At 71.7% G+C, this 20,921-nt stretch carries 21 protein-coding genes; 12 read left to right on the forward strand and 9 right to left on the reverse strand.

The window, feature by feature from the left end:
* Window position 1: 1 nt before the first annotated feature.
* From ABZ928_RS28960 to ABZ928_RS28980, 5 genes are all read right to left on the reverse strand, one after another.
* Window positions 2-865: a MurR/RpiR family transcriptional regulator gene (locus ABZ928_RS28960; RefSeq protein WP_361525060.1), complete on the reverse strand. Its 864-nt coding sequence runs from the start codon at window positions 863-865 to the stop codon at window positions 2-4.
* A complete protein-coding gene (locus ABZ928_RS28965; RefSeq protein WP_361525845.1) occupies window positions 862-1,782 on the reverse strand; it encodes an ABC transporter substrate-binding protein in 921 nt (306 codons plus the stop codon). Before ABZ928_RS28965 ends, ABZ928_RS28960 begins: the two co-directional genes overlap by 4 nt.
* Window positions 1,783-1,845: 63 nt before the next feature.
* The gene (locus tag ABZ928_RS28970; RefSeq protein ID WP_361525063.1) at window positions 1,846-2,535 is read right to left on the reverse strand and encodes an ABC transporter permease; all 690 of its coding nucleotides are present in this window, start codon (window positions 2,533-2,535) and stop codon (window positions 1,846-1,848) included.
* Window positions 2,532-3,188 (reverse strand): ABC transporter permease, encoded by a 657-nt coding sequence (locus tag ABZ928_RS28975; RefSeq protein WP_361525066.1) that lies wholly within the window; start codon window positions 3,186-3,188, stop codon window positions 2,532-2,534. The genes ABZ928_RS28970 and ABZ928_RS28975 overlap by 4 nt, the downstream gene beginning before the upstream one ends.
* Complete coding sequence (locus tag ABZ928_RS28980) at window positions 3,181-4,308, reverse strand: ABC transporter ATP-binding protein (protein ID WP_361525068.1); 1,128 nt, start codon at window positions 4,306-4,308, stop codon at window positions 3,181-3,183. The genes ABZ928_RS28975 and ABZ928_RS28980 overlap by 8 nt, the downstream gene beginning before the upstream one ends.
* 139 nt (window positions 4,309-4,447) lie before the next feature.
* Here ABZ928_RS28980 and ABZ928_RS28985 point away from each other — a divergent pair, with 139 nt between their 5' ends.
* From ABZ928_RS28985 to ABZ928_RS28995, 3 genes are read left to right on the forward strand one after another with little or no spacing between them, the layout of a single operon-like run.
* On the forward strand, window positions 4,448-5,449 hold the full coding sequence (locus ABZ928_RS28985) for an ornithine cyclodeaminase family protein (RefSeq protein WP_361525071.1): 1,002 nt from the start codon (window positions 4,448-4,450) through the stop codon (window positions 5,447-5,449).
* Complete coding sequence (locus tag ABZ928_RS28990; protein ID WP_361525074.1) at window positions 5,446-6,960, forward strand: aromatic amino acid lyase; 1,515 nt, start codon at window positions 5,446-5,448, stop codon at window positions 6,958-6,960. Before ABZ928_RS28985 ends, ABZ928_RS28990 begins: the two co-directional genes overlap by 4 nt.
* On the forward strand, window positions 6,957-7,877 hold the full coding sequence (locus ABZ928_RS28995; protein ID WP_361525076.1) for an amidohydrolase: 921 nt from the start codon (window positions 6,957-6,959) through the stop codon (window positions 7,875-7,877). Before ABZ928_RS28990 ends, ABZ928_RS28995 begins: the two co-directional genes overlap by 4 nt.
* Here the strand turns inward: ABZ928_RS28995 and ABZ928_RS29000 are convergent.
* Window positions 7,870-9,660, reverse strand: a complete 1,791-nt coding sequence (locus tag ABZ928_RS29000; RefSeq protein ID WP_361525078.1) for a serine/threonine-protein kinase — start codon at window positions 9,658-9,660, stop codon at window positions 7,870-7,872. The genes ABZ928_RS28995 and ABZ928_RS29000 overlap by 8 nt on opposite strands.
* Window positions 9,661-9,839: 179 nt before the next feature.
* On the opposite strand from ABZ928_RS29000, the gene ABZ928_RS29005 reads away from it, so the two are divergent.
* Window positions 9,840-11,192 carry an MFS transporter gene (locus ABZ928_RS29005; RefSeq protein WP_361525080.1) on the forward strand — a complete coding sequence of 451 codons (1,353 nt, stop codon included), beginning with the start codon at window positions 9,840-9,842 and terminating at the stop codon, window positions 11,190-11,192.
* A gap of 13 nt (window positions 11,193-11,205) precedes the next feature.
* Here ABZ928_RS29005 and ABZ928_RS29010 read toward each other — a convergent pair whose 3' ends face one another.
* Entirely contained in the window at window positions 11,206-12,057 is an 852-nt protein-coding gene (locus tag ABZ928_RS29010; RefSeq protein WP_361525082.1) for an isocitrate lyase/phosphoenolpyruvate mutase family protein, read from the reverse strand.
* A gap of 125 nt (window positions 12,058-12,182) precedes the next feature.
* On the opposite strand from ABZ928_RS29010, the gene ABZ928_RS29015 reads away from it, so the two are divergent.
* Entirely contained in the window at window positions 12,183-13,757 is a 1,575-nt protein-coding gene (locus ABZ928_RS29015; RefSeq protein ID WP_361525085.1) for an FAD-dependent monooxygenase, read from the forward strand.
* Here the strand turns inward: ABZ928_RS29015 and ABZ928_RS29020 are convergent.
* Window positions 13,738-13,908 carry a hypothetical protein gene (locus ABZ928_RS29020; protein ID WP_361525087.1) on the reverse strand — a complete coding sequence of 57 codons (171 nt, stop codon included), beginning with the start codon at window positions 13,906-13,908 and terminating at the stop codon, window positions 13,738-13,740. The genes ABZ928_RS29015 and ABZ928_RS29020 overlap by 20 nt on opposite strands.
* 30 nt (window positions 13,909-13,938) lie before the next feature.
* Between ABZ928_RS29020 and ABZ928_RS29025 the strand changes: the two genes are divergently transcribed.
* From ABZ928_RS29025 to ABZ928_RS29050, 6 genes are all read left to right on the forward strand, one after another.
* Window positions 13,939-14,799, forward strand: coding sequence for a helix-turn-helix transcriptional regulator (locus tag ABZ928_RS29025; RefSeq protein ID WP_361525089.1), 861 nt, complete (start codon window positions 13,939-13,941; stop codon window positions 14,797-14,799).
* Between the two features lie 96 nt (window positions 14,800-14,895).
* A complete protein-coding gene (locus tag ABZ928_RS29030) occupies window positions 14,896-15,390 on the forward strand; it encodes a MarR family transcriptional regulator (protein WP_361525092.1) in 495 nt (164 codons plus the stop codon).
* A gap of 164 nt (window positions 15,391-15,554) precedes the next feature.
* Window positions 15,555-16,172 (forward strand): DsbA family protein, encoded by a 618-nt coding sequence (locus tag ABZ928_RS29035; RefSeq protein WP_361525094.1) that lies wholly within the window; start codon window positions 15,555-15,557, stop codon window positions 16,170-16,172.
* A gap of 34 nt (window positions 16,173-16,206) precedes the next feature.
* The gene (locus tag ABZ928_RS29040; protein ID WP_361525097.1) at window positions 16,207-17,013 is read left to right on the forward strand and encodes an MBL fold metallo-hydrolase; all 807 of its coding nucleotides are present in this window, start codon (window positions 16,207-16,209) and stop codon (window positions 17,011-17,013) included.
* A 2-nt stretch (window positions 17,014-17,015) separates the two neighbouring features.
* Entirely contained in the window at window positions 17,016-17,450 is a 435-nt protein-coding gene (locus ABZ928_RS29045) for a nuclear transport factor 2 family protein (RefSeq protein ID WP_361525100.1), read from the forward strand.
* A gap of 230 nt (window positions 17,451-17,680) precedes the next feature.
* Window positions 17,681-18,358, forward strand: a complete 678-nt coding sequence (locus tag ABZ928_RS29050) for an SDR family oxidoreductase (protein ID WP_361525102.1) — start codon at window positions 17,681-17,683, stop codon at window positions 18,356-18,358.
* Window positions 18,359-18,393: 35 nt separating this feature from the next.
* Here the strand turns inward: ABZ928_RS29050 and ABZ928_RS29055 are convergent, their stop codons facing one another.
* Window positions 18,394-19,797: a condensation domain-containing protein gene (locus ABZ928_RS29055; RefSeq protein ID WP_361525105.1), complete on the reverse strand. Its 1,404-nt coding sequence runs from the start codon at window positions 19,795-19,797 to the stop codon at window positions 18,394-18,396.
* Window positions 19,798-19,996: 199 nt separating this feature from the next.
* On the opposite strand from ABZ928_RS29055, the gene ABZ928_RS29060 reads away from it, so the two are divergent.
* On the forward strand, window positions 19,997-20,911 hold the full coding sequence (locus tag ABZ928_RS29060; protein WP_361525108.1) for a glycoside hydrolase family 16 protein: 915 nt from the start codon (window positions 19,997-19,999) through the stop codon (window positions 20,909-20,911).
* Window positions 20,912-20,921: the final 10 nt, after the last annotated feature.

The raw sequence follows: 20,921 nt of genomic DNA on the forward strand, positions 1-20,921 counted from the left end.
CTCAGTCCACGAACAGCCCCCTTGCCGCCGCCCGCGCGTCGAAGGTCTCCAAGTGCGCCTGGGCGTCCGGAAGTTCGTCGCACATGGCGTCCAGGAGGACCTGGCCGAGCAGCATCGGCGCGCTCGCGGTGTCGAAGACCAGGCCCGTGCCCACGGCCGCCGGGAGGAGGAGGTCGCTGTGGGCGGCAACCGGGGCGAAGGTGCCGTCGGCGATCGTGATGACGGTGAGGCCGGTGGCCCTGGCGTGGGCGAGGGTGTCGAGGAGTTCGCGCGGGTGGCGTGGCAGGGCGAAGCAGAGGAGGGCGGTGGCCCCGGCGTGGCGGGCGGCGTCGATGCGGTCGGCGAGGAGGGAGCCGCCCTGGTCGAGGAGGCGTACGTCGGGGTGGACCTTGGCGCTGAAGTAGGCGAACCCCCGGGCCTGGGCGGCGGAGGCGCGCAGGCCGAGGACCGGCAGGGGGCGGGAGGCGGCGAGGAGGCGGCCCGCTCGGGCCACCGGGGTGGGGTCCGCGAGCAGGGAATCCAGTTGGCGGAGGTTCTCGATCTCCGCGCGGATCGCCCGCTGGTAGGGGTTCGGTGCGCGGCCGTTCCCGTCGGTCGCGGCCGGTGCCAGGTCCCGGATGTGCCGGCGCAGCGCCGGATAGCCGTCGAAGCCCAGCGCGCTCGCGAAGCGGGTCACCGACGGCTGGCTCACCCCGGCCAGCTGGGCCAGTTCCACGCTCGACAGGAAGGGCACGGCCGCCGCCTGCCGGACCAGGCACTGTGCGATACGGCGCTGGGTCGGGGTGAGCCGTCGGCCCTCGAAGAGCTGCTGGAGCCGTGCGAGGGCCGACGGTGCCGGTGTGTCCGGGCGGGAGGGGCCGGTCAACTCACCAGCCCGGCCGAGGTCAGCCACTCCTTGGCGACGTCGCTCGCGTCCTCCTTGTCGTTGACGAGCTTCTTCATCAGCTCCAGCAGGTCCTCGGTGGTGAGCTTGGCCGAGACCCCGTTGAGGGCCGCCTTGGCCGTGTCGTTCACCGCGTCCTTGTAGACCAGGGGCGTGACGTTCTGCGAGGAGAACAGGTTCTTCGGATCCTCCAGGACGACGAGCTTGTCCTCGACGATCGCGGGGTCGGTGGTGTAGATGTTCGCGGCCTGGACCTTGTCGTCCTTGAGCAGCTTGAGCAGGGTGCTCTGCGCGCCCGCGTCCAGCGGCTGGAACTTGCCGAACTCCACGCCGTAGACGGTCTTGAGGCCGACTCCGCCCTGGGTGCGGGTCTTGAACTCCGAACCGGCGCCGATCGTCCAGTCCTTGGCGACCGACTTGAGGTCGGCGAGGGTCTTGAGGTTGTACTTGGCGGCCTTCTCGGCGGTGACCGTCACCGAGTCCTTGTCCTGCGCCGCGGCGGAGTCGAGGATCTCCACCGACTTCGGCAGCTTCGCCTTCAGTTCGGCGTTGATGTCCTCGGTGCTGGTGGCGGTGCTGGTCTTGTCGACCGCGACCGCGAGCAGGGCGCCGTTGTACTCGGGGAAGACGCCGATGCCGCCCTTGACGACCTGGTCGTAGTAGACCTCGCGGGCACCGATGTCGAACTTGCGGGTGACCTTGAGGCCCTTGGCCTCCAGGGCCTGCGAGTAGATCTCGGCGAGCAGCTGGTTCTCGGGGAAGTTGGCGGAGCCGACGACGATCGCCTTGCTGTCGCTGTCGGCGCTGCCGGCGTCCAGCGGGTTGTCGTCGCTGTCGCTGCCGCCGCAGGCGGTGAGGGAGAGGGTGCCGATGAGCGCGAACGCGGCGGCTCTGTACATGCCTCGCATGGGTGGTTCCTTTCTCAATGCCTTACAAAAAGGAGCCGGAATGGCCCGGTGAACTCAGGACTTCGGCGCCGCGACCCGCAGGCCCGGCGAGACGATGGCGCGCCGCAGCGCGGTGAACACGATCTGCACGACGAGCGCCAGGACGACGACGACCGTGGAGCCGCCGATGACGAGCTCGTAGTCGTTGCGGGAGAGCCCGTCGACGATGAAGCGGCCGAGGCCCCCGAGCCCGGGGTACGCGGCGACCGTCGCGGTGGCCACGACCTGGATCGCGGCGACCCTGAGGCCCAGGAGGATGAGCGGCAGCGCCATCGGCACCTCCACCCGGAAGAGCACCTGCCACGCGGTCATGCCGACCCCGTGGGCCGCGTCCCGGGTCGCGGGGTCCACGCCCCGTACGCCCTCGAACGTGTTGATGAGGATCGGCGGGACCGCGAGCGCCACCAGCGCGACCAGTACGGGTGCCGTGCTGAGCCCGGCGAGGGTGACGACCAGCACGACGAGGCCGAAGGTCGGGACGGCCCGCGCGAGGTTGGCCACGCTCGCCACGGCGAACGCGCCGCGCCCGGTGTGCCCGACGAGCAGTCCGAAGGACAGCCCGATGAGCGCGGCGAACAGCAGCGACAGACCGCTGTAGGTGAGGTGTTCGAGGAGCCGGGCGGGGATGCCCTCGTCGCCGTGCCACTGCCGGGAGTCGGTCAGCCAGTGCCAGACGAGCTCGGTCTGGTTCAGGAAGTCGTTCATGCCTTGCTCCTGGACCAGGGGGTGAGCAGCCGCTGCGCCAGCACCAGCAGGGCGTCGGTGACGAGCGCGAGCAGCATGATCAGGACGATCGCGGTGACGATCGGGGTCGGGAAGTCGAGCTGGAGGCCGCGGATGATGTAGTAGCCGAGCCCTCCCTGGCCGATCAACTGCCCCACGGCGACAAGGCTGATGGACGACACGGCGGCGACGCGCACCCCGGCGATGACGACGGGGACGGCGATCGGCAGGTCGACCTGCACGACCCGGCGCACCGAGCCGAAGCCCATCGCGGTGGCGGCGAGCCGGACCGGTTCGGGAACCGAGGCCAGCCCGTCGACCACGTTGGGGACCAGGACGGAGAGGGTGTAGAGCGTCAGCGGGATCAGCACGGTCTGCTCGGTGAGCCCCGTGTACCGCACGAAGATCATGAACAGGGCCAACGACGGTATCGAGTACAGGATGTTGGCCACGGTCAGCACTGGCGGGTACAGCCACCGCCAGCGATGGCACGCGATACCGAGCGGCACGGAGATGATCAGCCCGAACAGCACGGGCAGCAGGCCGAGGCGGAGGTGTACGCCGGTGTAGTCGGCGAGTTCACCGGCGTGGTCGGCTATCCAGTCCCAGCGGACCAGTGGCTCGCCGTCACTCATCGCTCACCCCGCCGATCGGCTCGTGCTCGGCCCCGGCCCCGTTCAGCCCGCCGCTCAGCTCGTGCGCGTCCACGACCCCGGCGACCGCGCCCTCCGCGTCCACGGCCACCGCGAGCCGCGCGGGTGACAGGAGCGCCGCGTCGAGGGCGGCGCGCGCCGAGTCCGTGACGAGGTGGAAGGTGTGGCCGAGTTCCTTGAGCGGGGCGTCCGCGAGGGTGCCGCCGGAGGGGAGTTCGGCGACGGCGGCCCAGCCGAGCGGCCGTCGTTCGTCGTCGACGACCAGCACCCAGGGCTCGCCGGCCGCCCTCGCCTTCGCCACGGGAGTGGCCGCGGACAGCACGGTCCCCTCCCGCAGCGGCACCTCGGTCGCCTTGACGAAGGACAGCCGGCGGATGCCCCGGTCGTGTCCCACGAACCCGGCGACGAAGTCGTCGGCGGGCTGGGCGAGCAGCCTTTCGGGGCTGTCGAACTGGGCGAGCTTGCCGCCGGTGCGGAACACCGCGATCTTGTCGCCGAGTTTGATCGCCTCGTCGATGTCGTGGGTGACGAAGACGATCGTCTTGTGCAGCTCCTTCTGGAGCCGGATGAACTCCGCCTGGAGCTCGGCCCGCACGATCGGGTCGACCGCGCTGAACGGCTCGTCCATGAGCAGCACCGGCGGATCGGCGCCCAACGCCCGCGCCACACCGACGCGTTGCTGCTGTCCGCCGGAGAGCTGGTTGGGGTATCGCCCCGCGAACTCGCCGGGCAGGCCCACGAGTTCGAGCAGCTCGGCCGCCCGTGCCCGCGCCTTCTTCTTGCTCCAGCCGAGCAGCAGCGGGACGGTGGCTATGTTGTCGAGGATCGTCCGGTGCGGGAAGAGCCCCGCGTGCTGGATCACGTACCCGATGCCGCGGCGCAGTTCGGGGGCGTTGACCTCCCGGATGTCCTTGCCGCGCAGGCTGACCGTCCCGGAGGTCGGCTCCACCATGCGGTTGATCATGCGCAGGGTGGTGGTCTTGCCGCAGCCGGAGGGGCCGACCAGGACCGTGATGCCGCCCTCGGCCAGCTCCAGGGACAGCTCGTCGACGGCTGTGGTGCCGTTCGGATACCTCTTGCTCACCACGTCGAATCTGATCAAGACTGCCCCTTGCCCGACTGCATATGGTCATGCAGAGTCCCCGGAGACTGAATGGCGCGTCAATGGCGTTCTGTGAACGGCGCGTTACATTCGTACGAAATCCGCAAATGCCCAGCTCAGAGGCAGGGAGAGTCCCCCCATGGAACCGGTCTGGTTCACCTTTCTGAACGGCGCCGACATCGCCCGCCTGGAACTCACCGACGAGGAGATACTCGACGCCGTCGAGGCCGGGCTGCGCGCCCAGGGCCTCGGCGAGACGGTGATCGAGCCGCGCGTCCACCTCACCCCGGACCCGGCGTTCAACGGGCATTTCAATGTGCTCCGCGGCTATGTCGCCCCGCTGTCGCTGGCCGGGGTCAAGATCGTGGGCGACTACGTGGACAACTACCGGCAGGGGCTGCCGTCCGAGATGGCGCTGCTCAACCTCTTCGACCCGCGCACCGGCATGCCGGCGGCCGTCCTCGACGCGACCGCCCTCACCGAGATGCGCACCGGCGCCCTCACCGCGCTGGGCGCCCGCCATCTGGCCCGCCCGGACGCCAGGGTGCTCGGCCACATCGGCGCCCGTGCCACCTCGTACTGGAACGTCCGGCTTCTCGACCGGCTCTTCGACCTCACCGAGATCCGCGTCCACTCGCGCCGCCCCGAGAGCCGCAAGGCGTTCGCCGAGCGCCTTGAGCGCGACCTCGGCAAGCCCGTGACCGTGACCGAGGACTGGCGGTCCTGCGTCGAGGGCGCCGACATCGTGGTCGAGGCGTCCCGACTGGAGCGCCCGGAACCGCTGTTGAGGACCGAGTGGATCGCACCGGGCGCCCTGGTCGTGCCCTACGGGACGAACAGCGCCGTCGAGCTCGGTCTCACCGACGTCATGGACAAGATCGTCGTCGACGACTGGGGACAGGCGCACGCGGGCCCGTTCGGCGCGCTGCGCGCCCACGTCGACTCGGGCAGGCTCAACGAGTCGAATCTGCACGGCGAGTTGGGCGAGATCGTCGCCGGTCTGAAGCCGGGCCGCGAGAGCCCGGACGAGACCAATCTGTTCTGGCACCGCGGCCTGTCCCTCTCCGACATCGCGCTCGGCGCGGCGATGCTGCGCAAGGCCGAAGAGCGCGGCCTCGGCCAGAAGTTGAGGTTCGCGTGATCGTCATCGACGGGCGGACGCTGTCGTACGACGATGTCGTCGCCGTCGCCCACCACGGCGAGCAAGTCACTCTCCCCGACGGCGTGTTGACCCGGCTGGAGCGTGAACGTGCCGTCGTCGAGGACGTCGTGGACCGCCGGGTGCCGACGTACGGCCTGACGACCGGGCTCGGCAGCCGGTCCTCGTACGCGCTGCCCCGCGAGGAGTTGGAGCTGTTCAGCGTCCGTACCGTCCGGGGGCGCGCCAACGCGGTCGGGGAGCCGCTGCCGGTGCCCGTCGTGCGGGCCGCGCTGCTCGCCCGGGTGAACGGCGTCGCGGGCGGCGGGAGCGGGGTGCGGCCGGAGACCGTACGGCTGCTGGTGGATCTGCTCAACGTGCGCGTGCACCCCGTCGTCCCGGAGGTCGGGTCGATCGGCGCCTCCGATCTGTGCCAGATGGCCCATGTCGGTCTGGTCGTCATCGGAGAGGGCCGTGCCGAGTTCGCGGGCGAGGTGCTCGACGGGGCGACCGCGCTGCGGCGGGCGGGGCTCGCGCCGGTCCGGCTCGGCCCGAAGGACGGGATCGTGCTGTGCGGGGCGAGTCCGCTGGCGGCCGGGCAGGGGGCGCTCGTGCTGCACGAGGCGGCGGCGGTCCTCGCCCTGGCCCAGGGGGTCACCGCACTGACGTACGAGGGATTCCGGGCGAACACCAGCCCGCTCGACCCCCGCGTGCTGGGGCTGCGGCCCGCGCCGGGGCAGGCCCGGGCGGCGGGTGAGCTGCTCGCACTGCTGCGGGGCGGGGAGCTGCCGCGGACCGCGCGGCGGGTGCAGGATCCCGTCAGTCTGCGCTGCTCGGCGCAGGTGCACGGGGCGGCGTACGCGGCGCTGGACTTCGCCTCGGCCGCGCTGGACCCGGAGCTGAACGGCTGCGGCGACAACCCGGTCGTCCTGGGCGACACCGGGGAGATCCTCTCCTCCGGAAACTTCCACACCCCGGCCCTGGCACTCGCCCTCGACACCCTCGCGCTGGCGCTGACCCAGACCGCGGCCCTGTCCGCCGAGCGGATGCGGCGGCTCCTGGACCCGGCCGTCAGCGGCCTTCCGGCCAACCTCTCCCCCCACGGCCCGGAGCGCTCGGGCTTCGCGCCGCTGACGAAGACGGCGCAGGCGCTGGTCGCCGAGATCCGCATGCTGTCCGTGCCGGTGTCCACCGATCCCCGGCACGGCGCCGACGCGGTCGAGGACGACTCGACCAACGCCTCGCTGGGGGCCCGGCGGCTCGCTACGCTGCTCGGCCGGCTGCGGCTGCTGCTCGCCGTGGAGGCGCTGGTCGCCGCGCAGGCCGTGGAGCTGGCGGCGCCGACCGCGCTCGGGCGGGGTCCGGAGTACTTGCACCGGGCGATCCGGACATTCGTGCCGCCGCTGGCCGAGGACCGGCCCTGCGGGGTGGACGTGGAGGTGGTGGAGCACGAGATCATGAGTGCCGTGGACGTCCGGAGCACACTGCGCGCCTGGCTGGGGGAAGTGGCATGACCAACGTCGACGTGCACCAGCATCTGTGGACCCCGTCCCTGGTGGCCGCCCTGCGGGCGCGCCGCGAGCCGCCGTACCTGGACGGCTGGACCCTCCACCTGGACGGCGAGCCGCCGTACGACATCCCGCCCGCCGACCACGACATCGCCCTGCGCGCCGCTCTCGCCGCCACGGACGGTCTGGGCCGGGCCCTGGTCTCCCTGTCGGCCCCGATCGGTGTGGAGTGGCTGCCGGCGGCCGAGGCCCGTCCGCTCCTCGACGCCTACCACGAGGGCTCGGCCGCGCTCCCCGAACCGTTCGGCGCCTGGGCGGCGGCCTGTGTACGGGACATCGACGCGAAGGAGACGGCCCGGGACCTCGACGCGGGCTTCGCCGGACTCCAGCTCCCGGCCAACGCCCTGGTGGACGCGGCCGGTTACGCGCGCTGCGCCCCGCTGCTCGACCTCCTGGAGGAGCGCGACCTGCCGCTCTTCGTCCACCCCGGACCCGCGCCCGGCGGCGCGGAAGGTCCCGGCTGGTGGCCCGCGATGGTGCCCTACGTCCAGCAGATGCACGCCGCCTGGTTCGCCTTCCGCGCCTTCGGGCGGCCCCGGCACCCCCGGCTGCGGGTGTGCTTCGCGCTGCTCGCCGGACTCGCCCCGCTGCACGGGGAACGGTTCGCCGCGCGCGGGGACGGCTCGGGGGCGGTGGATCCGTACGTGTTCGTCGAGACGTCCTCGTACGGGCCCCGCGCCGTGGACGCCGTGGTCCGCGCCCTCGGGGTGGACGCCGTGGTGCAGGGCTCGGACCGGCCGTACGCGGAGCCGCCGCAGCATCCCGGGTTCGGTCTGGGCGGGGCGGCGGCGTACGCGTTCCGGGTCGCGAATCCCCGGCGGCTGCTGTTCGGGGACGGCCGCTCGGCCAAGCGCGTCACTTGACCCGGGTCAGACGGATCCCGCCGCTCTCCGGGTAGCGCATCTCCAGTTCGTTCGCCGACTTCCAGGTGAGGGTCGTGGGGACGCCGTGCGGGCAGCCGATGCCGCGCGGGGTCGAGGCGTCGAGCTCCAGGGGGCTCAGGTTCACCAAGTCGTCCGAGGCCGACACCAGTTCGGCGGTTCCGTGGCAGCGCCAGTCGATCGACCAACCGGTGAACTGGGCCTTCGTGCCGACCGGGCCCTGCCTGAGGGTCAGCGTGCCCTGGATCTCCGACTCCCAGGTGCCGAGGAACTTGGCGGGGACCGGCCGATTCCCGGTGTTCGCCACGGGTTTGAGGTCGGCCGTCATGTCACCCATGGTCCAAGTGAGCTTTCCGGGCGATGACTTGATGCCCTTCGTCCGGCTGAGATCGCAAGCCCCCTTGGCCTCCTCCGCGGGAACGGCCTTGACCACCTTGAAGGAGGCGAGGGTCAGCGTGTCGCCCTTCTTCGACCCGAGAGTGGACTCGACTTTGCAGTAGATCTCTTTGCTCAGGTAGACGAAGTCGGCCGCCTTCCGGCCGGGTTCGGCGTTCTCGTCGACGTCGATGCGCAGGTACTCGTGCTCGTCCGCCACGGAGCTGTCCGAGCGCTGCACGATCCCGGCCCAGGCACCGCCGAAGGTGTGGGTCTCGGCGCTGCTCTCCCCCGCCGGCGCCGGCTTGTCGTCGTCCTTCGTCTCCGTGTCGCCGGAGAGCCGGGTGGCCACGACGGCGCCGGCGGCCGTGACGGCGACGGCGGTGGCGGCCGCGATCCATCGGGCACGGGAACGGGACGGCCGGGGAGGTCTGGTGGGGCCGTCACTGCCGCCCAGAGTCGGGGCGGGCGGCGGTGTGTGCACGGGGGCGTCCGCGTCCAGGAGCCGGGCCGCGTGGCTGCCCAGTCCGGCGAGGAGCGGACCGGGCAGCCAGGGGGTGCCGTCGCCGACGTACGCGTCGCTCGTCCACGCCAACAGGTGCTCCACCGTGGGCCGTTCGGCGGGCTTTTTCTGGAGACAGGCACGGACGAGGTCGAGGATGCCGTACGGGACGCCGTCCAGGTCCGGCTCCTCCTCGGCGATCCGGAACATGACGGCGTGCACCCCGCTGTCGGCCGTACCGAACGGCATCCGCCCGGTCGCGGCGAACGCGAGGACGGAGCCCAGGCAGAACACGTCGGAGGCCGGGGTGAGCCGCTGTCCGCGCACCTGCTCGGGCGACATGAACCCGGGCGAGCCGATGACCGCGCCGGTCCGGGTCCTGATCCCGTCGGCCATGCCGTCCAGGGCGCGGGCGATACCGAAGTCGATGACGCGGGGTCCGTCGATGGTGAGCAGGACGTTGGACGGCTTGAGGTCACGGTGGACGAGCGCGGCGCCGTGGACGGCACGCAGGGCGTGGGCGAGTCCGTTGGTGAGGGCGCGCAGGGAGTGCTCGGGCAGCGGGCCGTACTCGTCGGCGACCACGCTGTGCAGATCCGGGCCCGGGACATAGCCGGTGGCGACCCAGGGGGTGGCCGCCTCGGTGTCGGCGTCCAGGACGGGTGCGGTCCACCGTCCGCCGACCCGCAGCGCGGCGGCCACCTCGTGCGCGAACCGCTGCCGGAACTCGGGCTGTTCCGCGTACTCGGCTCGCACCACCTTCACGGCGACCGTCCGCCCGCCCTCGGAGCGGGCGAGATACACGCGCCCCATGCCGCCCGCGCCGAGACGGGCGAGCAGCCGGTACGGGCCTATGTGCTGCGGATCTTCAGTTGTCAACGCGTCCACCCGACGCACCCTAGACCAGGGGGCGCAGGGGGCGGGCGGGGTGCGAGGGGCCTTCACACGCCCTTCAAAGGCAGGGAAGCGGACCGGTCCCCCGGCGACCAATGTTGTGCACTTTCTTGACGGCGGTCACCTGAGAGCCTACTTTCGCGGTGTCCTTCCCCCGGTCAAGGGAGACCGCGATGCCCCCGTCCCCCGTCGCATCACCCTCCACGGCCGCCGAGCGGACCCGACAGCTGCGCCTGGTCGCGGCTTCCGGACTGCTCGGCACCGCCGTGGAGTTCTACGACTTCCTCGTCTACGGCACGGTCGCCGCGCTCGTCTTCGGCGAACTGTTCTTCCCCGGCGCCGACCCGGCTGTCGGCACGATCGCCGCGTTCGGCACCTTCGCCGCCGGCTATGTCGCCCGTCCGCTCGGCGGCATCCTCTTCGGCCACTTCGGCGACCGGCTCGGCCGCAAGTCCATGCTGCTGCTCACCATGGGCCTGATGGGCGGCGCCAGCTTCCTCATCGGCCTGCTGCCCACGTACGACACGATCGGTGTGTGGGCGCCGGTCCTGCTGATCGCCCTGCGCGTCGTGCAGGGCATCGCGATCGGCGGTGAGTGGGGCGGCGCGACCCTGATGGTCGTCGAGCACGCCGGCGGCCGGCGCCGCGGTCTGTGGTCCAGCTTCACGCAGATGGGCGCCCCGCTCGGCTCCCTGCTGTCCACCGCGGTCGTCGCCTACGTCGTCACCCTCCCCAAGGACGACTTCGCGGCGTGGGGCTGGCGGGTGCCGTTCCTGTTCAGCGTCGCCCTGCTCGGCGTCGGCCTGTTCGTCCGGCTCAAGGTGGTGGAGAGCCCGCTCTTCGCCGAGGTGAAGAAGGACCGCGCCGAGTCCCGGCTGCCGATCCTCGACGTCCTGCGCAACCCGCGCCCCGTACTGCTGGCCTGCGGTGTCGGCATCGGCGCCTTCACCGCGCAGTCCCTGCTGACCAGCTACATGATCGCGTACGCCACCGGCATCGGGTACGCCCGCCCGCAGGTGCTCGACGCGCTCACCGTCTCGGCCTGCGTCGCGCTCGTCGTACTGCCCTGCGCCTCCGCGCTCTCCGACAAGGTCGGCCGCCGCCCGGTCGTCCTCGCCGGAGCCATCGCCTCGGCCGCGCTCGCCTTCCCCGTCCTCGCGCTGGTCGACTCCAAGTCGCCGGGGCTGCTGATCCTCGCCGTCGTCCTCGGCCACGGCATCGCCCAGTCCACGATGTACGGCCCGCTCGGCGCGCTGCTCACCGAGATGTTCGGCACGAAGGTCCGCTACACCGGCGCCTCCCTCGGCTACCAGGGCGCCACTCTCGTCGGCGCCGGGTTCTCCCCGATGATCGCCGGGAGCCTGGTGGCCGGAAGCGGCGACAGCACCCCGGTGGCGCTGCTGCTCACCGGGGGCGCCGCGATCACCGCGCTGACCGTGTGCTTCGTACGGGAGACGCACCAGGGCACGCTCGACGACTCGGCCGAGAGCGCCGCCGTACCCCGTCCGGAGGAGGTCTCCGCGTAGGCCGCTCCCTGCCTCAGCTCCGCCGGAACAGGTCGTTGAGATCCGTCTGCGAGATCTGGTCCTCGGCATAGGAGAAGGTGCCGGTGCGCGCCAACTCCCGTGCCGAGTCCAGCAGATGGCGGTACATCGCGCGGGCGATACTGCCGCCGACCGTCACCCTTCGGACACCGAGCTCCCGGAGGTCGTCCAGCGACAGGGCGTTGCCCGTGAGTCCCATGACCACATTGAGGGGGCCGTCGAGTTCCCGTACCAGCGTGCCGATGGTCCCGGCGTCGGCGGCGCCCGGGACGAACGCGCAGTCCGCGCCGGCCGCGAGGTAGGCGTTGGCCCGCCGGACGGCCTCGTCGAGCGGGCCGCCGACCAGCAGCACATCGGTCCGGCCGACCAGCACGAACGGGTCACCGGCGGTGTCGACGGCGGCCCGGGCCGCGCGGATGCGGTCCACCGAGAGGGACTCCTCGTACAGCGGTCGCGCCCGGTCACCGGTGAAGTCCTCGATGTTGCCGCCCGCGGCACCGGCGGCGAGGGTCAGGGCGATCGTTGCGGCCACGGTCTCGGGGGCCTCACCGAACCCGTCCTCCAGGTCCGCGCTGAGGGGCACGGTGAGCTCGCCGGCGATCTCGCCGATCCGCCGCATCATCGTGTCGCGGTCGACCCGGCCCTCCGGTCCCTTCTCGTCGTGGAAGTCGTGGTCCGGGCGCCCCAGGGAGAAGGCCACACCCGCGCTCGTGGTCGCCACGGCGGGAAATCCCACCGCCTCCAGGACACGGGCGCTACCCACGTCCCACGCGTTGGGCAGCAGGAAACAGCCCTCCCGGTGCAACTCGACGAAACGCTCCGCCCGTTCACGGTGGTCACTGTTCATGCACCCGAACGTACGCGATCGCGCGGCATGGTTCCTGCGCGGCGGCCGGCTGACGCGGGGCGCACTTCCGTGCGCCGCCCGCGTGCGCTTTTGCGGGCGGCCATCGGGTACGGAAGATTGATCGCATGACGCTTCGAGGCGACGACGCCGAGGTGGACGTACTGATCGTCGGTGGCGGCCCGGTCGGGCTCACCGCCCGCGTGCTGCTGGAACGCTGGGGCGTGCGCTCCCTGCTCGTCGAGAAGCACCGCGAGCTGTCGCCCTTCCCCCGCTCGCGCCTCGTCAACACCCGCTCCATGGAGATCTACCGGCAGCTCGGGCTCGCCGCCCCGATCGCGGACAAGGCGTTCGCCCCCGAGTTCGGCCGGATCCGCTTCCGCGACACCCTGCGCGGCGGCGACTTCGCCACGGCCGCGATGGTCGGGCTCAACGCGCCGATCGCCGAGAGCCCCGTGCTCGGCGTGGTGACCTCGCAGGACCGGCTCGAACCCACGCTGCTGGCCGCGGCCACCGCACCGACACGCTTCGGTGTCGAACTCGTCGACCTGAGCGAGGAGGCGGACCACGTGGTGGCCTCGCTCGTCGACCACGGACGCGGTACGGAGACGACCGTCCGCGCACGCCACGTACTGGCCGCCGACGGGGCGAACTCCACGGTCCGGCAACACCTCGGCATCGACACCGCCGGCCCCGGACCGATCGCCCGCTCCACGACCGTCGTCTTCGACGCCGACCTCACCGACTGGTCCGCCGGCCAGCCCGCCGGGGTCTACTTCACCGCGCACGGCGGGTTCCTCCCGCTGTACCCCGAGGGCGGCTGGGCCTGGATCGCCCCCACCCCCGAGAACGCCGAACACGCCGACTGGGCCGACCTCGTGACCCACGCCCTCGGCCCCGGCACCGACGTACGCGCCAAGGTGCTGCGGGTCGAGCACTGGACGGTGAACGCCTTCGTCGCCGAACGCTTCCGGCACGGCCGGATCCTGCTGGCGGGCGACGCCGCGCACACGATCCCGCCCGCCGGGGGCCTGGGCATGAACGTCGGCCTGGCCGATGCGCACAACCTCTGCTGGAAACTCGCCGGCGTGCTCCAAGGGTGGGCCGGACCTGACCTGTTGGCGACCTACGAACCGGAACGCCGGCCCGTCGCCGAACGCACCCTCCAGCAGGCGGTGGCCAACGCCCAGCTCATGTACCAGGCGCAGGACAGGCGCAAGGAGCAGCTGGAGGCCGGTGACGCGTCCCCGGACGGTGTCGAACTGCCGTGGTCGGAGCGGTACTTCGCGCAGCTCGGGCTGGTGCTGGGCGTCGCTTATGACTCCGCTGCTGTGCAGACGGAGACGCACACAGCCCCGGACGCAGGGACGGGCACGGGCACGGACTACGTCCCTACCCCCCGCCCCGGTCACCGCATGCCCCACCTCTGGCTCACCCCCGGCCGCTCCACCCTCGACGCCGTCGGCGAATGGTTCACCCTGCTCACCCCGGACCCGACCCCGTGGGAGCGACAGGCCTCCGCCCCATGGCCGGTGCGCGTCGAGCCCCTCCCCGCCGCCCACGCCGACCTCTGCGAGCTCACCCCTCAGGGCGCACTGCTCGTCCGCCCCGACGGCCACATCGCCGCCCGCTGGACGGACGGCCCGCCCGACGACGCGGCCCTCTCGCACGCCCTCACCTCCGTCACTGGCCGGCAGAGCTGAGCGCGGCGACGTACTGCTCGTCGGTGACGGGCTCCAGCCAGGTCGTTCCGTCACCGTCGCCCTTGCCGTCGCCGACGAGCAGGCCGACGAAACCGCAGATCAGGAGGGTGCGGAAGGGACTGCCGTGCCAGGTGCCGACAGGACCCCCCACGGCCGGGCCGCCCGATCTAGCCTGGTATGCGTGAATACCCAGAGCGACATCCGTGAGTTCCTGGCCTCCCGCCGCGCCAAGGTCACCCCGCAGCAGGCGGGACTCCCCGCCTACGGCGGCCACCGGCGCGTTCCGGGTCTGCGCCGGGAGGAGGTCGCCCTGCTCGCGGGCGTCAGCATCGACTACTACGTACGCCTGGAGCGCGGCCGTCTCGCCGGCGCCTCGGATGAGGTGCTCAACGCGGTCGCGAACGCCCTCCAGCTGAACGACGCCGAGCGCGCCCATCTGTTCGACCTGGCCCGCGCCGCCGCCAGACGTCCGGTACGGGGTGCCCGGCGTACCCGTGGCCCGCTCCCGGACAGCCTCCTGCGGGTCCTGCGGTCCATGACCGACTCGCCCGCCTTCATCCGCAACGGCCGCCTGGACATCCTCGCCACCAACGCCCTCGGCCGCGCCCTGTACGCCCCGCTGTTCCCCGACCCGGACAGCGAGACGGTCAACATCGCCCGCGCCCAGTTCCTCACGCCGGGCGGCCGTGACTTCTTCCCCGACCGGGACGAGTCCGTGAACACCACGGTGTCCCTGCTGCGCACCGAGGCCGGACGCGCGCCCCACGACTCCGAGCTGACCGGCCTGATCGGTGAACTGGTCACCCGCAGCGAGGAGTTCCGTACCGCGTGGGCGAAGCACGACGTGCGGCTGCACCACTCCGGCCGCAAGTCCTTCCGGCACCCCGCCATCGGTGTCCTCAGCCTCGACTTCGACGCCATGGAACTGCCCGCCCAGCCCGGACTGACCCTCACCGCCTACAGCGCGGCCCCCGGCACCTCCGAACACGACGCGCTGCGACTGCTCGCGGCCTGGGCCGCCACCGAGAAGGCCGCCCACTGACCGGCGAAGGCCGGGGAGTCCAGGTGGGCCGCCCGGGCCACGCTCCAAGGCTTGATCGGTACGGTGTACCGAAACGACGAGAGGGGCGGCGCGGCCGTGGGTGAGGAAGCGGAGATCAGGACGGCGAAGGAGGCCGCCGATCATGAGCTGATCCTCGCGTTCGGGCGGCTCCAGGGGGCGGCCAACCGGCTGGAGTACATCCTCGGCCGCGCGCTGGAGGTGGAGTGCGGGATCAGCCATCTCGTCTTCGAGGTGCTGCTGATCCTCGGGCGGGCGGGCGAGCCGGGGCTCTCCATGCGGGCCGTCGCCCAGGAGCAGGTACTGACCACCGGTGGTGTCACCCGGCTGGTCGATCGCATGGAGAAGGCGGGTCTCGTGACCCGCACGGAGTCCCCCGAGGACCGGCGCGGCAGGCTGGTGCGGCTGACCCCGCTGGGCGAGGAGACCGCCGTACGGGCGTCCCGGGTGCACCTGGAGAACATCAAGCGGTACTTCGTGGAGCCGCTCCCCGCGGCGGACCGGGCGCGGTTCGCGGAGGATCTGCGCATCCTCAGCCACACCGCCCGGGACGTGCTGCCTCGACTGCCCTGACCTGCCGCGGACCCTGCGGACCGGCGGCGACGCTGATGTAATGGACTGAGCCCCACCCGTGTGTCCCAGCTCACACGAGCCCCGAAATATCTGACACGTCAGTTACTGTTCTGTCAGATGAATCGCTCGCAACCGGCGGGCGCGGATCCCTGCCGAGGTCTCCGATGAAGCTCGTCTACGTCTTCGACGCCTACTGCGGCTGGTCGCACGGGTTCTCCCGCACCCTGCGCGAGGTCACCGGCCGCCACCCCGAACTGCCGGTCGAGGTGGTCTCCGGCGGCCTGTTCACCGGGTCGCGCCGGGTGCCGATCCGGGAGTTCGGCTACGTCCAGGGCGCCAACGCCAAGATCGCCGAGCTGACCGGCGCGGCGTTCGGAGCGGCGTACGACGGGCTGATCGCCGACGGCTCGTTCGTGATGGACTCCGAGGCCGCCGCGCGCGGTGTCGCCGCCCTGCGCCAGGTCGCTCCCGACCGCGTGGCCGAGCTGGCGACGGCCCTCCAGGACGCCTTCTACGTCGACGGACGCAGCCTCTCCGACCCGGCCACCTATCGCGCGGTCGCCGAGGCCGCCGGAATCGACGCCGACGCCGTGGTCGCCGCCTTCGAGGCGCCCGAGGCGCGGTCGGCGGCGCGGGCCGACTTCCGCCGGGCCGCCGAGCTCGGGGTCACCGGATTCCCCACGCTGCTGGCGGTCGACGGCGACTCCGTCCTGCCGCTGGCCTACGGGCACGCCACCGCCGCCGAGGTCGACCAGCGGCTCGCGGCCCTTCCCACCCGCTGAACCTCCCCCGTCCCCACCGCACAAGGAGTCATCGATGAGCACGCTCTCCTTCAAGGTCCTCGACCTCGACTTCCCGGCCGGCAGCAAGAACAAGACCGCCACCCTCGTCACCGGCGAGAACGAGGCCCTCCTGGTCGACGCCGCCTTCACCCGCGCCGACGGCCACCGGCTGGTCGCCGAGATCCTCGACTCCGGCAAGCAGCTCACCACCGTCTTCGTCAGCCACGGCGACCCGGACTTCTACTTCGGCGCCGAGGTCATCGCCGACGCCTTCCCCGACGCGGCCTTCGTCGCCACCCCCATCGTCATCGAGCACATCAAGCACTCCTACGAGGGCAAGCTCAAGGCCTGGGCGGCGCTCGGCCCCAACCTCCCCACCCGCCTGGTCGACCTCACCCCGCTCACCGGCGACCTCACCCTGGAGGGCCACCGCTTCGAGCTCAAGGGCGGCCCCGAAGGCCTCTCCGACCGCCACTACCTGTGGCAGGCCGAGCACCGCGCTCTCCTCGGCGGCGTCCTGCTCTTCCAGCAGGAGCACGTCTGGGTCGCCGACACCCCCACCCCCGACGACCGCGCCCTCTGGATCAAGCTGCTCGACGAGATGGCCTCGCTCCAGCCCGAGCTGGTCGTCCCCGGCCACCGCCTGCCCGGCACCCCGGCCGACGCCTCCGCCATCACCGCCACCCGTGACTACCTCGTCGCCTTCGAGGAGGAGCTCGGCAAGGCCGCCGACGGCGCCGCACTGACCGAGTCGCTCGTGGCCCGCTACCCCGACAACGGCATGCTGATCGCCGCCCAGATCGGCGCGAAGGTCGCCAAGGGCGAGATGAAGTGGGGCTGACCATGACCGACCCGACAGGTACCGACCCGACAGGGTTCGCCACCTCCACCGCGCCCGCCGACGTCGTACGCCGCCAGTACCTGGCCTCCGCCGCCGGTGACCTGGAAGCCCTGCGCGCCACCCTCGCCCCCGACGTGGAGTGGACGGAGATGGCGGGCTTCCCGCTCGCCGGCACCTACCGCACCCCCGACGGCGTCACCGCCAACGTCATGGAACAGCTCGGCAAGGAGTGGGACGGCTGGGCCGCACACGACGACACCTACGTCGTCGAGGGCGAGAACGTCGTTGTCCTGGCCCGATACACGGCCAGGAACAAGGCCACAGGCAAGGCGCTCGCCGTCCGCGTCGCGCATCACTTCGTCGTACGCGGCGGACTCATCGTGCGGTTCGAGCAGTTCGTCGACACGGCACTCGTGCGCGACGCCATGACGGACTGAGCTGGTTCGGCTTCGACTTCGACTTCGAATGCGCCCGCTGTGGGCCGGACATCGGGTGTCCGGCCCACAGCGGGCGCTTCCGCGCCTCAGCAGGGGTGACGACCACCACTCCAGCAATCGGAACACCCTATCCGTTTCCCCTGCTACGCTGACGACAGTGAACCGGATAGGGCATTCCATATCTGCAACCTCGATACGGATAGCTCTATCCACATCTGGAAAGGATCGCTATGACCACCATCGCCATCGTGGGCGCCGGACCCCAGCTGGGCCTGGCCATCGCCCGTACTTTCGGCTCCCAGGGCTTCGACGTCGCCCTGATCTCCCGCGACCGCGGCAAGCTCGACGACCTCGTCGGCACCCTCACCGCCGAGGGTGTCACCGCCGCCGCCTTCCCCGCGGACGTGCTCGACCGCGACGCGCTCACCCGGGCCCTCAAGGACGCCGCCGCGCACTTCGGCGGCATCGACGTCCTGGAGTACTCCCCCGTCGGCACCTTCGGCTCGACCACGCTGACCACCCCGGTCGACACCGAACCCTCCCATGTGCAGCGGGAGATGGAGTTCCAGCTCTACGGGGCCATCGCCGCGACCAAGGCCGTACTGCCCGCCATGCGCGAGGCGGGCGCGGGCACCCTGCTGTTCACCACGGGCGCCGGTTCCATCGACCCCGTCCCGCAGGTCGGCAACGTGAACGCCGCGGCCGCGGCGCTGCGCAACTGGGTGCTCAACCTGCACAAGGAACTGGCCGGCACCGGAGTGCAGGCCGCCCACGTCGGCATCGACGTGTCCATCGGCATGTCGGTCATCCCCGACTTCCCGACGGCCCAGCCGGAGGAGATCTCCCCCGTGTACTGGGACCTGCACACCACCCGGCGCGACCAGGCGGAACTCGTCTTCACGCGCTGAGACACCCGGCCCCTTCCACGTTCCCTGAGGCGCGGCTACCCCGGTACGGACAGCGACTTGCCCGCCCGCGCCACCTCGACGATCCGTTCCCGTACGAGCTCCGCGCACCGTCGCAGGTTCTTGTCCGCCACGTCCGTGTCGGGCAGCCGGCAGGCGAACTGGAGTCCCTCGTGGACGCGGGTGACCCAGGCGCACACCTGGTCGCCGTACGACACCCGGATCAGCCCGTACGCCTTCAGCTCCTGCCAGCGTTCGGCGCCGGGGAGGCCGCGGGAGTCGACGTAGGAGACGATCGAGTAGAGGTCGGGTGAGGTGGGGCGGAAGTCGGCGCCGAGGAGGCGCAGGACGCGGGCGAGGGGCATACGGGAGAGGGCGCGGGTGTCGCGCAGCGCGGCGCGGACCAGTTCGAGGACGCCGTCGAAGTCGGCGGCCTGCGCCACCGGGATCTCGACGGGGGCACCGCCGACGTACCAGCCGACCGAGTCGGCCCAGCGGGACTTGACCCTGGTGTGGAAGGGCACGACGGTCCGGTACACGGTCAGTCCGCTGATCTCGCGGGCGGCGAGGGCGACGGCGGCGACGATCCCGACCAGGCTTCCGCCGTAGGGGCGGCAGTACGCCTCGAAGGCCGCCGCGTCCTCGGCGCCCACGAGCATCTCCTGGAGGAACTTCTGCTCGGGCAGCGGGCCTTGGGGGTCGAGGCCGAGGTCGACGGGGAAGTTCGGCAGTCTGCCGTCGCAGCGGGCGATGAACTCCCGCCAGCGGGCGACGACTTGGTGGGTGTCATCGATCTGGTCGGCGTCGCTGCGTTCGCTCGCGCAGAAGTCGACGTAACTGGCGACCGGTTGGGGTGTGAGGGCCCGTCCGTCGAGTCCGGCCGTGTAGAGCTCGTGGATCTCGGCCATGATGCGGTGGATCGAGTAGGCGTCCACGTTGCTGTGGTCGAACGCCATGTAGACGCTCGCGCCGTCGTCCCGGACGACCGCGGCGAACAGGAAGTTCGGCCAGCCGAGCGCGTCGGCGGCGACGTCGAAACGGTCCTGCAGATAGCGGGTCAGGGTCACGGCGTCCGCGAACTCCCCGATGTCCTCGCGGTGCAGGGCGACGGCGTCCGCGTCGAGCGTGAACCGGCGCATCTCCTCACCGGCCCAGCGGAAGCCGCTGCGCAGCGTCTCGTGCCGCAGGGTCCAGGCCTGCAACGCGCCCTGGAGCACGTCGAGTTCGATACGCCCGGGGATGTCGAAGGCGGTGCCGAGCCAGGTCGGTACGAACAGTCCGTCCTCCCGGACGGTCCGTGCGGTGCGGATGTGGGACTCCTGGACGTACGCGGGTGGCCGCGCGTCGTCCGGGAGTCTGCGCGCCGCTCCCACGGACGCCGGATGCAGCGTCCACTCGACCAGCCTTCCGGGCCGGATCTCGCACCGCTGGAGGTCGCTCATGCGCACAGGGCTCTCCGATCATCGCTCACCGCGTGAAGTGATCAACGATCGGATAGTCGGAAGGCAACGCGGCCCGGCCGAGGCGGAGGACGGCGGTCCGTTACTCGGGTCGTCGCGGGGGTGGTGCCGTACCGGCGCTGCGGCGAGGATGCTCCCTCGCGCGGCACGTCGTACGACACCGGGACCGGAGGACCTTCCGATGGGCTTGCACGCCGCACCGCACACGCGTACGCGCAGGCGCACCCTGCTGATGTCCATGGGGCTGGTGCTCCTGGCCGCCGCTCTCGGCATCCCCCGTGCCGACGGGGCACCCGAGGAGCAGGCCGACGCCTGTCACACCACGGGCACCGCGCTGCCCCGGGGCGACTGCGGGCCTTTCTGGCAGGTCCTCGCGGAGGACTTCAACGGCGATCGGGTGCCGCTCGGCGCGTTCAGCGACTGCGACCGGCGCGTCGACACCTCCGGCGCGGAGTGCGGGGGCCTGCGCGGCAAGTACCGCGACAACTGGTGGGCCTATCCGACCGGTTGGCGTGACACGGCGAACGACCGGGGCCGGAGTGTCGTGGGTGTCTACCACCCGGAGGACACCGTGAGCGTGGGGCCCGCGCCGAACGGCGACGGCCGGATGTACATCAGGATGTGGCGGCCCGCCGACGGAGGGCCCGTGCACGCGGCGGCGGTGGTGCCACGTGCGGTCATGCAGATGAAGTACGGCAAGTACAGCGCCCGTATCAAGGTGACCAAGGTCGCCCCGGGGTACAAGTCGGCCTGGCTGCACTATGGCGGCGGCTGCGAGATGGACCATCCCGAGGGCAACTGGGACGGCGACCTGACCGCCTTCCACCATCCGTGCGGCGGGGGCGAGCAGGGCTACTTCAAGGGGAGCGACGACTGGACGGAGTGGCACACGGTCTCGACCGAGTGGACGCCGGGCCATGTGCGGTTCTTCGTCGACGGCCGCCAGATCGGCCACGACACCCGCGATGTGCCGGCCCGCCCGCTGTCCTGGGTGCTCCAGAACGAGAGTGCCCTGGAGGGGCCGGGCGCCGCGCCGGGCAGCAGCGCCCAGCTCGACATCACGTGGGTCGCCGCGTACGCGTACGACTGGAAGTGATGCCGGGCCG

This window comes from Streptomyces sp. NPDC046909, from assembly GCF_040644695.1.
Classification (GTDB): Bacteria; Actinomycetota; Actinomycetes; order Streptomycetales; family Streptomycetaceae; genus Streptomyces.